Below are 14,191 nucleotides of genomic sequence, written 5' to 3'. Positions count from 1 at the left end.
CGCTCCCACATTGGATCGAGGTCTCCTGTGGGAGCGAGCCTGCTCGCGAAGTTTTTTATCAGGCTGTCGCCGCCTCTTTGTAGGCTTTCAACGCCTTCAGTCGTTCCCGCTTCAGCGCTTCGCCCAGTTCCGGCCCCTTGAATCCCTGGTCCAGCAAAGGCTGCACCGCCACCGCTCGCGCAGCTTTCGCCGCTCCGCGCAAATAATCCGCCTGTGGATAACTGCGCTGCTCCAAGCCCTTGCGGCCACGGGCGTCCATCTCGCACGCGGCGATAAACTCTTCGAATCGCTGCGGCCGGCGATAGATATCGAAACTCTGCAGCAACTCCAGCAGCGTCGAGGCTTTCAGCTCCAGCGCCCGGTGCCCATGGGTGTGGTATTGCCCGACCAGCAGCGCCAGTTCCTGACAGTCCTTGGGAACCTTGAAGCGCTCGTTGACCGCTTTGATCAGCTTCAGCCCGGTGTGCTCATGGGCGATATGCCTGGGCCATTCTTCTTCCGGCGTCAGGCCTTTGCCCAAATCGTGCAGGAGGCAGGCCCAGCGCACTGTCAGTGGTTGCTTGAGCAGCGCTGATTGCTCCAACACGCTCAGGGTGTGCAGGCCTGTGTCGATTTCTGGGTGATGGGTCTCCGGCTGCGGAACGCCGAACAAGGCGTCGACTTCCGGCATTAGCTCTTTGAGTGCGCCACAGTCGCGCAAGACCTGGATGAACACCTGTGGATGGTCTTCCATCAGTGCGCGGGAAATCTCCTTCCAGCTGCGCTCAGCGGTCAGCGCCTGCAATTCGCCGGACTCACTGAGCTGACGCATCAATTCCATAGTCTCGTCGGCGACCGTAAAGCCCAATCCTGCGTAGCGCGCAGCAAAACGGGCAACGCGCAGCACTCGCAGCGGATCTTCGGCGAACGCCGGAGAAACATGGCGAAGGATTCGTGCTTCGAGGTCGCGTTGACCATGATACGGATCGGTCAGGTTGAGCTGATCGTCCTCGGCCATGGCATTGATCGTCAGGTCGCGTCGAATCAGGTCTTCTTCGAGCGTGACTTCCGGACTTGCGTAGAAAGTGAAACCGCCGTAACCGCGACCGCTTTTGCGCTCCGTGCGGGCGAGGGCATATTCCTCACCGGTTTTCGGGTGCAGAAACACCGGGAAATCTGCGCCGACCGGGCGGAATTCCTTGGCGAGCATTTCTTCAGTGGTCGCACCGACCACGACCCGGTCGACATCAGTGACCGGCAACCCCAACAGGCGATCACGTACAGCGCCGCCAACCTTGTAAACCTGCATAAAAAACCTCCGTCAGTCCGACAGGATAACCCTTGCGTCAGACTTTCGGAGGCCGGAACCAGATCAAAGATGAATCACGGCCAGATCGAGCCGGCCGTAATCGCCCTCGCTGTGTTCACTGCGTGGCGGCACGTGATGGGTTTTCATGATCTGGTCGCCTTGCAGGGTTTCCAGATGAATGTCGAAGCCCCAGAGCCGGTGCAGGTGCTTGAGGACTTCTTCGGTGGAGTCGCCCAAGGGTTTACGGTCGTGCTGCTGATGGCGCAGGGTCAACGAGCGATCACCGCGCCGGTCGATGCTGTAGATCTGCACGTTCGGCTCACGATTGCCGAGGTTGTATTGCGCTGCCAGGGTTTCCCGGATGATCCGGTAGCCGCCCTCATCATGAATGGCCGGCACCAGCAGGTCGTCTTTCTGGTCGTCATCGAGAATGCTGAACAGCTTCAGATCGCGGATCACCTTCGGCGACAGGTACTGCAGGATGAAGCTCTCATCCTTGAAACTGCTCATGGCGAACTTGATGGTCGACAGCCAGTCGGAACCGGCGATGTCCGGGAACCAGCGGCGATCTTCTTCGGTAGGCTCTTCGCACATGCGCCGAATGTCGCGGTACATGGCGAAACCCAATGCATAGGGGTTGATGCCGCTGTAGTACGGACTGTCGAAACCCGGCTGGAATACCACGCTGGTGTGCGAGGTGAGGAATTCCATCATGAAACCGTCGGTCACCAGGCCTTCGTCGTACAAATCATTCATCAGCGTGTAATGCCAGAATGTTGCCCAGCCTTCGTTCATCACCTGGGTCTGGCGCTGTGGATAGAAATACTGGGCGATCTTGCGCACGATGCGTACGATCTCGCGCTGCCACGGCTCCAGCAGCGGCGCATGCTTCTCGATGAAATAGAGGATGTTTTCCTGCGGCTCGGCCGGGAAGCGGGCGTTGTCCTTGTCGCTGTATTTGTCCGCGCCTTTGGGAATGGTGCGCCACAAATCATTGATCTGCTTCTGCATGTGCTCTTCGCGATCCTTTTGCCGCCGGCGCTCTTCCTCGGCGGAAATCGGATACGGGCGCTTGTAGCGGTCGACACCGTAATTCATCAGGGCATGGCAGGAGTCGAGCAGATCTTCCACGGCATCGATGCCGTGGCGCTCTTCGCACTGCATGATGTACTGCTTGGCGAACACCAGGTAATCGATGATCGAACTGGCATCGGTCCAGGTACGGAACAGGTAGTTGCCCTTGAAGAAGCTGTTGTGGCCGTAGCAGGCATGGGCCACCACCAGCGCCTGCATGCAGATGGTGTTTTCTTCCATCAGATAGGCGATGCACGGATCGGAGTTGATCACGATCTCGTAGGCCAGGCCCATCTGTCCGCGACTGTATGATTTCTCGGTACTGAGGAAGTGCTTGCCATAGGACCAGTGGTGATAGCCCAGCGGCATGCCCACTGAGGCATAGGCGTCCATCATCTGCTCGGCGGTGATCACTTCGATCTGGTTGGGGTATGTGTCCAGAGCATAACGGGCCGCGATCCGGGCGATTTCGCGGTCGTAGGTCTGGATCAGCTCGAATGTCCATTCGGAGCCGGTGGAAATGGGTTGGCGTTTCTGCTCTTTGGCGGTCATGTCACTAACCTGCGCTGGAAGAGTTCACGGAAGACCGGATAGATATCTCCGGCCGAGACCAGTTGCTGCTGGGCAAACGTGTCAGAGAAGGCTTCGGCGATGCGTTCGTACTCGTACCACAGGGCCTGATGTTCGCGCGGGGTGATCTCTACGTAAGTGTAGTACTGCACAAACGGCATGATCTGATTGATCAGGATGTCGCGGCAGATCGGCGAATCGTCGTTCCAGTTGTCGCCGTCGGAGGCCTGAGCGGCGTAGATGTTCCACTCGTTGCTCGGATAGCGCTCGGCCATGATTTCCTGCATCAGCTTCAGGGCGCTGGAAACAATGGTGCCGCCGGTCTCACGAGAATAGAAAAACTCCTCTTCGTCCACTTCCCGGGCGCTGGTGTGGTGACGGATGAACACCACGTCGATCTTGTCGTAGTTACGCTTGAGAAAAAGGTACAGCAGGATGAAAAAGCGCTTGGCGATGTCCTTGGTGGCCTGCGTCATGGAACCGGACACGTCCATCAGGCAGAACATCACTGCTTTGGAGCTGGGGTTGGGTTGCTTGACCAACAGGTTGTATTTCAAGTCGAAGGTGTCGAGGAACGGCACGCGATGGATGCGTGCGCTGAGTTTCTCGATTTCAGCTTCGAGATCCTGGATATCGCCGAAGTTGTCCGGTTCTTCGCGCTTGAGCCGTGCCAGCTCTTCCTTGGCTTCACGAAGCTTTGCGCGGCTGCTGCCGGACAGAGCAATACGACGTGCATGTGCTGAGCGCAGGGTGCGGATGATATTGATGCGTGAAGGGTTACCTTCGTTGCTGATCCCGGCGCGTACGGTTTTGAACGTGTCGGTGCCGGTCAGGTTGCGTTTGACCAGATTCGGCAATTCAAGGTCTTCGAACATGAATTCGAGAAACTCTTCCTGCGTGATCTGGAAGACGAACTCGTCCATGCCTTCGCCGGAATTGCCCGCCTTGCCCGGACCGCGTCCACCGCCGCCTCCTGGTGGGCGAGCGATATGTTCACCGGCCGTGAACTCTTTGTTGCCGGGATGCACCACGGTCTGTTTGCCGCCGCGTCCGTGATGAAGCACCGGTTCGTCGATGTCGCGACCGGGAATGCTGATCTGTTCACCGTGCTCCATATCGGTGATGGAACGGCGACTGACTGCCTCTTCGACAGCCTTCTTGATGTGGTCACGGTAACGCCGCAGAAAACGCTGACGGTTTACCGTGCTCTTGTTCTTGCCATTGAGGCGTCGGTCGATCACATAGCTCATAAGGCCCCTCCGGGGAGCTTCAAGTTTTGAGCTGCAAGCTGCAAGTGGAAGCGAATGCCCGTGTTTCAGGGTTCACACGCTTTGTTCTTGCAGCTTGTGGCTTATAGCTTGCAGCTGCCTCACTGCGACTTGCGGACCCGCAGGTACCATTCGGACAGCAGGCGTACCTGTTTATCGGTGTAGCCACGTTCAACCATTCGCGTAACGAAGTCGTTGTGTTTCTGCTGATCCTCCTTGCTGGCCTTGGCGTTGAAGCTGATGACGGGCAGCAGGTCTTCGGTGTTGGAGAACATTTTCTTCTCGATGACCACCCGCAGTTTTTCGTAGCTGAGCCAGGTCGGGTTCTTGCCGTTATTGTTGGCTCGGGCGCGCAGGACGAAGTTGACGATTTCGTTGCGGAAATCCTTCGGATTGCTGATGCCGGCCGGTTTCTCGATTTTTTCCAGCTCTTCGTTCAGGGCCACGCGGTTGAGGATCTCGCCGGTTTCCGGGTCGCGATACTCCTGATCCTGAATCCAGAAATCCGCGTACAGCACGTAGCGATCGAAGATGTTCTGACCGTATTCGCTGTAAGACTCCAGATAAGCGGTCTGGATTTCCTTGCCGATGAACTCGATGTAGCGCGGCGCCAGGTACTCCTTCAGATAGCGCAGGTAGCGTTCGCGGGTTTCCGCCTGGAACTGTTCCTGTTCGATCTGTTGCTCCAGCACATAGAGCAGGTGCACCGGGTTGGCGGCGATTTCATGCGGGTCGAAGTTGAACACCTTGGAGAGGATCTTGAAGGCGAAGCGGGTCGACAGGCCGTTCATGCCTTCGTCGACGCCGGCCGAATCGCGGTACTCCTGAATTGACTTGGCCTTCGGATCGGTGTCCTTGAGGTTTTCGCCGTCGTAGACGCGCATCTTCGAATAGATGTTGGAGTTTTCCGGCTCCTTGAGGCGCGACAACACGGTGAACTGCGCGAGCATTTTCAGGGTGTCCGGTGCGCAGTGCGCCTTGGACAGGGAACTGTTGAAAAGCAGTTTGTCGTAGATCTTCACTTCGTCGCTGACGCGCAGGCAGTACGGCACTTTGACGATGTAGATCCGGTCGATGAACGCCTCGTTGTTCTTGTTGTTGCGGAAGGTGTGCCACTCCGATTCGTTGGAGTGAGCCAGCAGGATGCCGGTAAACGGAATCGCGCCGAGGCCTTCGGTACTGTTGTAGTTGCCCTCCTGGGTAGCAGTCAGCAATGGGTGCAGCACCTTGATCGGCGCCTTGAACATTTCGACGAATTCCATCAAGCCCTGGTTGGCCCGGCACAACGCGCCGGAGTAGCTGTAGGCATCGGCGTCGTTCTGTGGAAATTCTTCGAGTTTGCGGATATCGACCTTGCCGACGAGCGCCGAGATGTCCTGGTTGTTCTCGTCACCGGGTTCGGTCTTGGCCACGGCAATCTGATTGAGGATCGATGGGTACAGCTTGACCACGCGGAACTGGCTGATGTCGCCGCCGAATTCGGCCAGGCGCTTGGTCGCCCAGGGCGACATGATGGTGTTCAGGTAGCGCCGTGGAATGCCGAAATCTTCCTCGAGGATCGCGCCATCTTCGGTGGCGTTGAACAGACCCAGAGGCGATTCGAAGACCGGCGAGCCCTTGATGGCATAAAAGGGCACTTTCTCCATCAGTTGTTTCAGCTTCTCGGCCAGGGACGATTTACCGCCACCGACGGGGCCGAGCAGATAAAGAATCTGTTTCTTCTCTTCCAGGCCTTGGGCAGCGTGGCGGAAATACGAGACGATCTGGTCGATGCATTCTTCCATCCCGTGGAAGTCTTCAAAGGCCGGATAGCGGCGGATCACCTTGTTGGAGAAGATGCGCGACAGCCTCGAATTGGTCGAAGTGTCGAGCAGTTCCGGTTCGCCGATCGCCATCAACAGACGCTCGGCGGCGGAAACGTAGGCGCTGCGATCGTTTTTGCACAGCTCCAGGTACTCCTGCAGAGAGAGTTCTTCCTGGCGTGTGGATTCGAAGCGTTGTTGGAAGTGGCTAAAGATACTCATGACGTCACCTCGCTCGATACGTGGAGCCGACGCCGGATCACTCAGTCGATGCTGGCAGCAGTCGCTGTGGCGGCTGCTGTTTACCCCCCAGAATTCTCCCACGGTCGACAAACCGCGAAAGCTACTCCCGATGACCCGCGCGCCGGTGTACCGGCTCTCCCCTGTTTTGGATGGCCTGCGCTTAAGGATAGTTGGGAATTCGAGAGGTAAAGGCGAGATACGTAATTAGTTGTGGCAGACCGTTCGTCTGCCGCGCGCAGGCCCACGGCAGCCGGGGCCTGCGCTGCACAAAAAATTATTCGGCGGTGCCTTGCGCGGTTTCCGAAGGATAGGTCGTACGCCATAGCTCGAAACCGCCATCCATGCTGTAGACCTCGGAGAAGCCCTGGCCGACCAGATAGGCGGCTGCGCCCTGGCTGGAATTGCCGTGGTAGCAGACCACGACGGTCGGTGCATCGAGGTCGGCGCCTTGAATGAAAGCGTGCAGGGAATGGTTGTCGAGATGTTTGGAGCCGCTGATGTGCAGCGCGGCAAAGGTCGCCGGATCGCGTACGTCGACTACGACTGCGCCCTGTTCACGCAGGGCCTGCGCCTGTTCCGGGGGGATTCGTTTGAATTCGGTCATGACAAAGTACCTGTTGCTCTACTGAAGGCGTAGTCTAACGCGAGGCGTTGACGGGCGAATCGTTGGGGGTGAGTGGGGCGACTGATGGCGCAAGTCCGCCGTGCTCGTCGCATTTGCATGACAGGCGTTCGCCGCTGTCGACGTTCATCAGGGTCAGGCTGCCGCCCCATACGCATCCGGTGTCCAGCGCGGAAATGCCCGGCTCGTGGATATTGCCCTCAAGCGCGGCCCAGTGACCGAAGATGATGCGCAGGCCTTTGGTCTTGCGCTCCTTGTGCTGAAACCACGGCTTGTAGCCGGGCGGCGCGCTGTCGAGGCCTTCCTTGCTTTTGAGGTCGAGCTTGCCCTCAGCGGTGCAAAAGCGCATGCGCGTGAAGTAATTGGTGATCACCCGCAGACGATCAATGCCTTTGAGGTCGTTGTCCCATTTCGCCGGTTCATTGCCGTACATACCGTCAAGGTAAGCGGGGAATACGTTGTCGTCACGCAGGGCGGTCTCGACTTCGGCGGCGCACTTCAACGCACGGCGCAGCGACCATTGCGGCGGGATGCCAGCATGGACCATCGCAACATCGCGTGTTTCGTCGTAATGCATCAGCTTCTGCTGGCGCAGCCATTCCATCAGTTGCGGCCCATCGGGGGCCTCGATGATTTCGCGCAGTGTGTCGCTTTTCTTCAAACGCTCGATCTTCTTCGCGGCGGCCAGCAGGTGCAGGTCGTGATTGCCGAGCACGCAGACCAGCGACTCGCGCATGCCAAAGAGAAAGCGCAGAGTTTCCAGCGACTGCGGGCCACGGTTGACCAGATCGCCGACCAGCCACAGCCGGTCAAGCGCCGGGTCGAAGGCAACTTGCTTGAGCAGGCACTTGAGCGGTTCGAGGCAGCCTTGCAGGTCACCGACGGCATACGTCGTCATCAGTGCAGGGCTCCGGGCACGGCGAGGCGAAACGGTTCAATGATTGCATCGAAATGTTTGCCGTCGTCGGCGAGCATTTGATAAGTGCCCTGCATGGTGCCGACCTTGGTGGTCATCACTGTGCCGCTGGTGTAGACATGGCTCTTGCCTACATCGATCGACGGTTGCTGTCCGACGACGCCTTCACCGCGCACGTGTTCGACATGGCCGTCACCATCGGTGATCACCCAGTGCCGGGACAGAAGCTTGGCCGCAACCTCGCCGTTGTTCTGTACGGTGATGGTGTAGGCGAAGGCGAAACGGTCGTGTTCGGGTTGCGATTGGTCTGGCAGATAGCGGGTGACGACGCTGACATCGACCTGATAACGGGAATCGGACATGCAAGAAGGCCTTAACGAAGCGGAACGCGGGGCGTAGCTGATGGGGAATCAGTCTAGGCAAGTATCGGGCAGTAAACCAGAGTGGTGTGCTGCCCGATAGCGTTCATCGCGAGTCAGTCGGCGGCAGGAGTGGCCGGGACCTGTATCGCGAGCTGGTCGGCCAGGCGCACGAATGCAGCCAGATCCAGCTGCTCGGGACGCAGGCTGCCATCGACGCCGGCGGCTTCGATTTCGGCATTGCTGAGCAATTGCTTGAGGGTATTGCGCAGGGTTTTGCGACGCTGATTGAAGGCTTCGCGTACCACGCGCTCCAGCAACTTGTGATCCTTGGCCGGGTGCGGCAGAACCGCGTGGGGCACCAGACGAACGATTGCCGAGTCGACTTTCGGCGGTGGATTGAATGCGCCCGGGCCGACGTTGAACAGATGTTCTACACGGCAGTGATACTGAACCATGATCGACAGACGACCCCAATCACCGCCACCCGGGCCTGCGGCCAGGCGCTCGACCACTTCTTTCTGCAACATGAAGTGCATGTCGCGAATGATGCCGGCGTTGTTCAGCAGGTGAAAAATCAGCGGCGTGGAGATGTTGTACGGCAGGTTGCCAACCACCCGCAGGCTGTTCGGCGCGGCGTTCAGCGTATTGAAGTCGAACTTCAGCGCATCGCCCTGATGCAGGTTGAAATTACTCATGCCGGCAAACTGCTGGTTGAGGATCGGGATCAGATCCTTGTCCAGCTCCACTACGTCGAGTTGCGCGCCGGAGCCGAGCAGGCCCTGGGTCAGGGCGCCCTGACCGGGGCCGATTTCCAGCAGGCGATCGTCAGCCTTGGCGTGGATGGAGCGCAGAATGCGGTCGATAACGCCGGCATCGTGGAGGAAGTTCTGACCAAAGCGTTTGCGCGCCTTGTGTTGGTATTGCTCGTTCATAAACGGGTCTCGGCCATCTGGTAGGCGGTTTCCAGGGCGACTTGCAGGCTGCCGGTGTCGATCCTGCCGCTGCCGGCCAGATCCAGGGCGGTGCCATGGTCGACCGAGGTGCGGATGATCGGCAGGCCCAGCGTCACGTTGACGGCAGCGCCGAAGCCTTTGTACTTGAGCACGGGCAAGCCCTGGTCGTGGTACATCGCCAGCACTGCGTCGCAGTGCTCCAGATATTTGGGGGTAAACAGAGTGTCGGCAGGCAGCGGGCCACGAAGGTCCATGCCCTCGCCGCGCAGGCGCTCTAATGTCGGTTCGATGATGTCGATTTCTTCATGGCCCAGGTGGCCGCCTTCACCGGCATGCGGGTTGAGACCGCAGACCAGGATGCGTGGCCGGGCGATGCCGAATTTGTCTTGCAGGTCGGCGTGCAGGATTCGCGTGACTCTTTCCAGCCGTTCCGGGGTGATCGCGTCGGCAATCTCGCGCAGAGGCAGATGCGTGGTGACCAGCGCCACGCGCAAACCGCGAGTGGCCAGCATCATCACTACTTGCGCGGTGTGCGTCAGGTCGGCGAGAAATTCGGTGTGTCCAGAGAACGCGATGCCCGACTCGTTGATCACACCTTTGTGCACCGGCGCGGTGATCATCCCTGCGAAATCGCCGTTCAGGCAGCCGTTGCCGGCGCGGGTCAGGGTTTCGAGGACGAATGCAGCGTTGGCCTTGTCCAGTTGCCCGGCGATTACCGGTGCGCTGAGCGGCGTGTCCCAGACGTACAGGCTGTTGGCCGGTGCTGGAACATCTGGCCACTCCCCCGGCGCGACATCCAGCAGACTGACGGCCAGCCCCAGCAGCGCGGCCCGCTCAAGGAGCAGGTCGCGGCTGGTGATGGCAATCAGGGGATGTGGCTGGGCTTGCGAGGCGAGCAGCAGGCACAGGTCGGGACCGATGCCGGCTGGTTCGCCGGGTGTCAGCGCGAAACGCTTGGGTTTCACTGCGCTGCCTGGTCTGCACCAGGAAGTTTGATCTCTACGTACGCTTCGTCACGGATCTGACGCAGCCAGGTCTGCAGCTCTTCGTCGTATTTGCGGTTACGCAGTACGGTCATGGCTTGCTGCTCACGGGCCTGTTCGGTGCCATCAGTGGCGCGACGGCCAAGGACTTCCAGCACGTGCCAGCCGTATTGGGTCTGGAATGGCTTGGAAAGTTGACCTTGTGGGGTCGAAGCCATCACTTCGCGGAATTCCGGGACCAGCACGTTCGGGTCGATCCAGTTCAGATCGCCGCCGTTAAGGGCGGAACCCGGATCTTCCGAATAGTTTTTCGCCAGTTCGGCAAAGTCTTCGCCGGCGGTGATGCGGTCATACAACGATTGCACCAGTGCCTTGGTCTTGGCTTCGTCGCGGATCGGGCTCGGCTTGACCAGGATGTGACGCACATGCACTTCGTCGCGCATCTGCGCTTCGCCGCCACGTTTGCCCAGTAGCTTCAGGATGATGAAGCCGCCCGGTGTACGCGCAGGCTGAGTGATGTCGCCGACGGCCATGCTGCTCAATTCACGATCGAACGGCGGTGGCAGTTGCGCGGCTTTACGCCAGCCCATCTCGCCGCCTTCCAGCGCGTTGTCGCTACCGGATTTGGCCACGGCCATCTGACCGAAGTCAGCGCCTTGCTTGAGCTGCTGGTAAACCTCCATGGCCTGACGATAAGCGCTCTGAATCGCTTCGGAGTTGGCGCTTTCCGGGGTCGGAATCAGGATGTTGGCCAGGTGCAGCTCTTCGGACAGCTGCATCTTACCGAGGTCGGAGGCGAGGAAGTTCTTCACTTCCTGCTCGGAGACCTGGATGCGCTCGGCCACACGACGCTGACGCACACGGCTGATGATCATTTCGCGCTTGATCTGATCACGGGCGTCGTCATAGTTCAGGCCGTCACGAGCCAGCGCAGCACGAAACTGATCAACCGTCATGTTGTTGCGCTGGGCGATGGTGCCGACAGCCTGGTTCAACTCTTCGTCAGTGATGCGGATGCCGGAGCGTTCGCCGATCTGCAGTTGCAGGTTTTCGACGATCAGGCGCTCGAGCACCTGCTGATCGAGCACGCCCGGCGGCGGCAGGCCGCCACCGCGCTTGGCGATGGTCTGCTGAACTTCATGAACCCGCTGGTCCAGTTGGCTCTGCATGACCACGTCGTTGTCGACGATCGCCACCACTTTGTCGATGGACTGTACGGCGGCGTTGGCCGCCGTACCCAGGAACAGCGCGCCCAGCAGCACCGGGCGCAGACAATCAGAAAGCTTGGTCTTCACGTTCACGATAACCTTGAATGCCTTTGTCGAGGAAGCTCTCTACCTTGGCGCCAGTCAGGCCGCCGAGTCCCTTCAGAACAATTTGGAGGAAGATGCCATGGTCGCCTTTTTCGTTTTCCGGGGCGTTCTGACTGTTTTCGTCATAGGCGACCCAGTAACGATTGATCAGGCGCAGTTTCCAGCAGCAGTTGTCGTATTCGAAACCACCGAAGGCTTCCAGCGTGCGATTGCGGTTGTAGTCGTACTGCCAGCGGCTGATGGCGTTCCACTGCGGAACGATCGGCCAGATGACCGAGAAGTCATGCTGCTGGATCTTGTAGTAGTCCTTCACGTAGCCAGGCTGGCCCGGGGTGCCGTAGTCGCCGCCGCCCACCGACCATTGACCAGTATTCTGATCGTATCGAACCTGGTCGTTGCGATAGCGGTAACCGGCGTTGATGACCTTGTTCGGGTTGTCCGCAGGCTGGTAATGGAACATCGCACTGCCGGAGCGTGGGCTGCGGCTGTCCGGGTCCCAGTTATAATCGGCAGTGGCGCGCCAGTCACGGTTCCAGCGGTATTCATATTCCAGCGCGTACGGCGAAACACTGGATTTGGAGTCTTCACGAGTTTTCGCATCGATACCAGGCAATTGCACTTCGCGATTCTTGAAGTAGTACGCCTGGCCTACGCTGATGCGCTGACGTTCAAATCCGTTTTCTTCGATCCAGCGACTGGTAACGCCCAGCGATAGTTTGTTCTCGTCGCCTACACGGTCGGCGCCGGAGAAGCGGTTGTCGCGGAACAGCGAAGAGTAATTGAAGGTATATTCGCTGGTGTCGAAGACCGGAATGTCTTCCTGATCTGTTTCTGGAACATAGAGGTAGAACAGGCGCGGTTCCAGAGTTTGGCGGTAATTCTTGCCGAAGTAGGAAGTATCGCGATCGAAATACAGGCCGCTGTCGATGCTGGCAATCGGGACGCCACGGCTCTGGTTGCTGTCGAACTTGCCATAAAGCTTCTGGTTTTCCGGGGACAGCGCATCAATCTGGGATTTGCCGGTGTTATCCAGATCAAGCTGATACTGCGTGTACTGATACTTCAACGATGGTTTGAGGAAACCATACGTCCAGTTCATCGGCAGGCTGACGCCCGGCTTCAGATTCAGGCGATCACCGTTAGCGCGAGCCAGACCGCTGATGTTTGTGTCGAGACGACGCTCGGCAATGCCATCTTCATTGATGAAGTCACCATCACGTAGATCGCGATCGAAACGAACCAGCTCGGTCTCGTAATCGAAATTCAGACCTTCCGGATGGTACGGCAGCTGACCATTGAAGGTGATCTGCGGCAGACGACCATACGGTGTGATGTTGGAAACGGTAGCCAGCTGATATTGCTGAGCATTCAGGCGTGCGGTGTAGTTGTCGCCACGGTAGCTGACCGCACCCTGCTGATTGACGAAATCATCGCTCTTCACACCAATCTGATCGGTCTGCAGATCCTGGAAGTAATACGGATCGCTGATCTTGGTGTAGTCAACTTCTGTGAGCACACGGGAATCGAGACCGCCCTTGTGCTGCCAGTTGTACATATAGCGAGTGTCCTTGTAGTCGGACTGAAGCTTGCGATCGTCGTTCTCATCGTTGAGATACGCCGCACCGAACTGCCCTTCACTCGACTTGGTCAGGTAGCGGAACTCACCCTCCACCAGCATGCCGCGCTTGCTCATGTAACGCGGGTACAACGTGGCGTCATAGTTCGGCGCCAAGTTGAAGTAGTACGGGGTGACCAGCATGAAGCCGGTGTCGCTGCCCGAGCCGATGGTCGGCGGGAGGAAGCCGGACTGGCGACGGTCGTCGATCGGGAAGTAGATGTACGGCGTGTACAGGATCGGGATGTCTTTGACGCGCAACGTCACGTTGGTCGCGGTACCGAAACCGGTGGCCGGGTTCAGGGTGATGTTGTTGCCCTTGAGCTGCCAGGCGTTGCTGTTAGGTTCGCACGTGGTGTACGTGCCGTCCTTCAAGCGGATGATCGCATTTTCGGCGCGCTTGGCATAAAGCGCATTACCGCGGATGCGCGATTTGTGCATCACGTATTCGGCGTTGTCGACCTTGGCTTCACCGGTGTCGAGCTGCACATCGGCGTGGTCGCCGACGATCAGCGCGCCGTTGTCGCGGATGCGCACGTTGCCGGCCAGTTCGCCACGGCTCTCGGCCTGATACAGATTGGCCTCGTCGGCTTCGACCTGCATGCTGCCCTGACGCATGATCACGTCACCGGCGAGGCTGGCGACTTGTGTGTCCTGCTCATAACGCGACGCTTTGGCACCGATGAAGGTCGGCGCGTCACTTTTATTCGTCTTGTCATTCATGCCAGGACGAATCGGTTCGATATAGGAACCAGAGCAGTAAGGACCAGTCTCGGCCAATTGCGCAGCGGTGAGCTTCTCGCGCGGAACCCAGTCGAGGTGACTGTAGTCTTCGCTACGGGATTTCAGGCCGCGGCCCTTGGACTCGGTGACCAGTGCGGTTTTCGCGCCAGTGTCGGCGTCGGAACCCTTGTCGGCCGCAGGCTCGCCGGCAGCGCTGACGGCACTGCCGTCATGCACCGGACGCGGCGGCAATGCCGCGGCGGGCGACTTGGGCGCACAGTCCCAGCCACCCGTAGCCGAGACGGAGCAGTCATACTGCTCGGCGGCAACAACGAATTGACTGGCCAGAGGTTGCATAGCCAGCAGACTGCCGGTTACCAACAACGGAAATTTTTTACGAAACGCGGGGGATTTCAATGCCATCTTATTAGTCCGGGCTTCCTGCGTGCCATCTGCCCG

11 protein-coding genes are annotated in these 14,191 nt (G+C 58.8%); all 11 read right to left on the bottom strand.

The window, feature by feature from the left end:
- Positions 1 to 58 precede the first annotated feature (58 nt).
- Positions 59 to 1,288, bottom strand: a complete 1,230-nt coding sequence (locus KVG87_RS04075; protein WP_217849440.1) for a multifunctional CCA addition/repair protein — start codon at positions 1,286 to 1,288, stop codon at positions 59 to 61.
- Positions 1,289 to 1,351: 63 nt separating this feature from the next.
- The gene (locus KVG87_RS04070; RefSeq protein WP_024014545.1) at positions 1,352 to 2,914 is read right to left on the bottom strand and encodes a SpoVR family protein; all 1,563 of its coding nucleotides are present in this window, start codon (positions 2,912 to 2,914) and stop codon (positions 1,352 to 1,354) included.
- On the bottom strand, positions 2,911 to 4,182 hold the full coding sequence (locus KVG87_RS04065; protein ID WP_056786661.1) for a YeaH/YhbH family protein: 1,272 nt from the start codon (positions 4,180 to 4,182) through the stop codon (positions 2,911 to 2,913). The genes KVG87_RS04070 and KVG87_RS04065 overlap by 4 nt, the downstream gene beginning before the upstream one ends.
- A 119-nt stretch (positions 4,183 to 4,301) precedes the next feature.
- Complete coding sequence (locus KVG87_RS04060) at positions 4,302 to 6,224, bottom strand: PrkA family serine protein kinase (RefSeq protein WP_016772892.1); 1,923 nt, start codon at positions 6,222 to 6,224, stop codon at positions 4,302 to 4,304.
- A gap of 295 nt (positions 6,225 to 6,519) precedes the next feature.
- Positions 6,520 to 6,849 (bottom strand): thiosulfate sulfurtransferase GlpE, encoded by a 330-nt coding sequence (gene glpE, locus KVG87_RS04055; protein WP_076564349.1) that lies wholly within the window; start codon positions 6,847 to 6,849, stop codon positions 6,520 to 6,522.
- Between the two features lie 34 nt (positions 6,850 to 6,883).
- Positions 6,884 to 7,765, bottom strand: a complete 882-nt coding sequence (locus KVG87_RS04050; RefSeq protein ID WP_056786666.1) for a symmetrical bis(5'-nucleosyl)-tetraphosphatase — start codon at positions 7,763 to 7,765, stop codon at positions 6,884 to 6,886.
- On the bottom strand, positions 7,765 to 8,145 hold the full coding sequence (gene apaG, locus KVG87_RS04045; RefSeq protein ID WP_041476700.1) for a Co2+/Mg2+ efflux facilitator ApaG/CorD: 381 nt from the start codon (positions 8,143 to 8,145) through the stop codon (positions 7,765 to 7,767). The genes KVG87_RS04050 and apaG overlap by 1 nt, the downstream gene beginning before the upstream one ends.
- A 113-nt stretch (positions 8,146 to 8,258) precedes the next feature.
- Positions 8,259 to 9,077: a 16S rRNA (adenine(1518)-N(6)/adenine(1519)-N(6))-dimethyltransferase RsmA gene (gene rsmA, locus KVG87_RS04040; RefSeq protein ID WP_130887897.1), complete on the bottom strand. Its 819-nt coding sequence runs from the start codon at positions 9,075 to 9,077 to the stop codon at positions 8,259 to 8,261.
- Positions 9,074 to 10,063: a 4-hydroxythreonine-4-phosphate dehydrogenase PdxA gene (pdxA, locus tag KVG87_RS04035; RefSeq protein ID WP_217849438.1), complete on the bottom strand. Its 990-nt coding sequence runs from the start codon at positions 10,061 to 10,063 to the stop codon at positions 9,074 to 9,076. Before pdxA ends, rsmA begins: the two co-directional genes overlap by 4 nt.
- Positions 10,060 to 11,382 carry a peptidylprolyl isomerase SurA gene (surA, locus tag KVG87_RS04030; protein ID WP_217849436.1) on the bottom strand — a complete coding sequence of 441 codons (1,323 nt, stop codon included), beginning with the start codon at positions 11,380 to 11,382 and terminating at the stop codon, positions 10,060 to 10,062. The genes pdxA and surA overlap by 4 nt, the downstream gene beginning before the upstream one ends.
- Positions 11,357 to 14,155, bottom strand: coding sequence for an LPS-assembly protein LptD (locus KVG87_RS04025; RefSeq protein ID WP_095181412.1), 2,799 nt, complete (start codon positions 14,153 to 14,155; stop codon positions 11,357 to 11,359). Before KVG87_RS04025 ends, surA begins: the two co-directional genes overlap by 26 nt.
- Between the last annotated feature and the right edge of the window lie 36 nt (positions 14,156 to 14,191).

It is taken from the genome of Pseudomonas siliginis, from assembly GCF_019145195.1.
Lineage (GTDB): Bacteria > Pseudomonadota > Gammaproteobacteria > Pseudomonadales > Pseudomonadaceae > Aquipseudomonas > Aquipseudomonas siliginis.
Note: the sequence above shows the minus strand (reverse complement) of the source record. Positions and strands in the feature narration are given on the sequence as shown.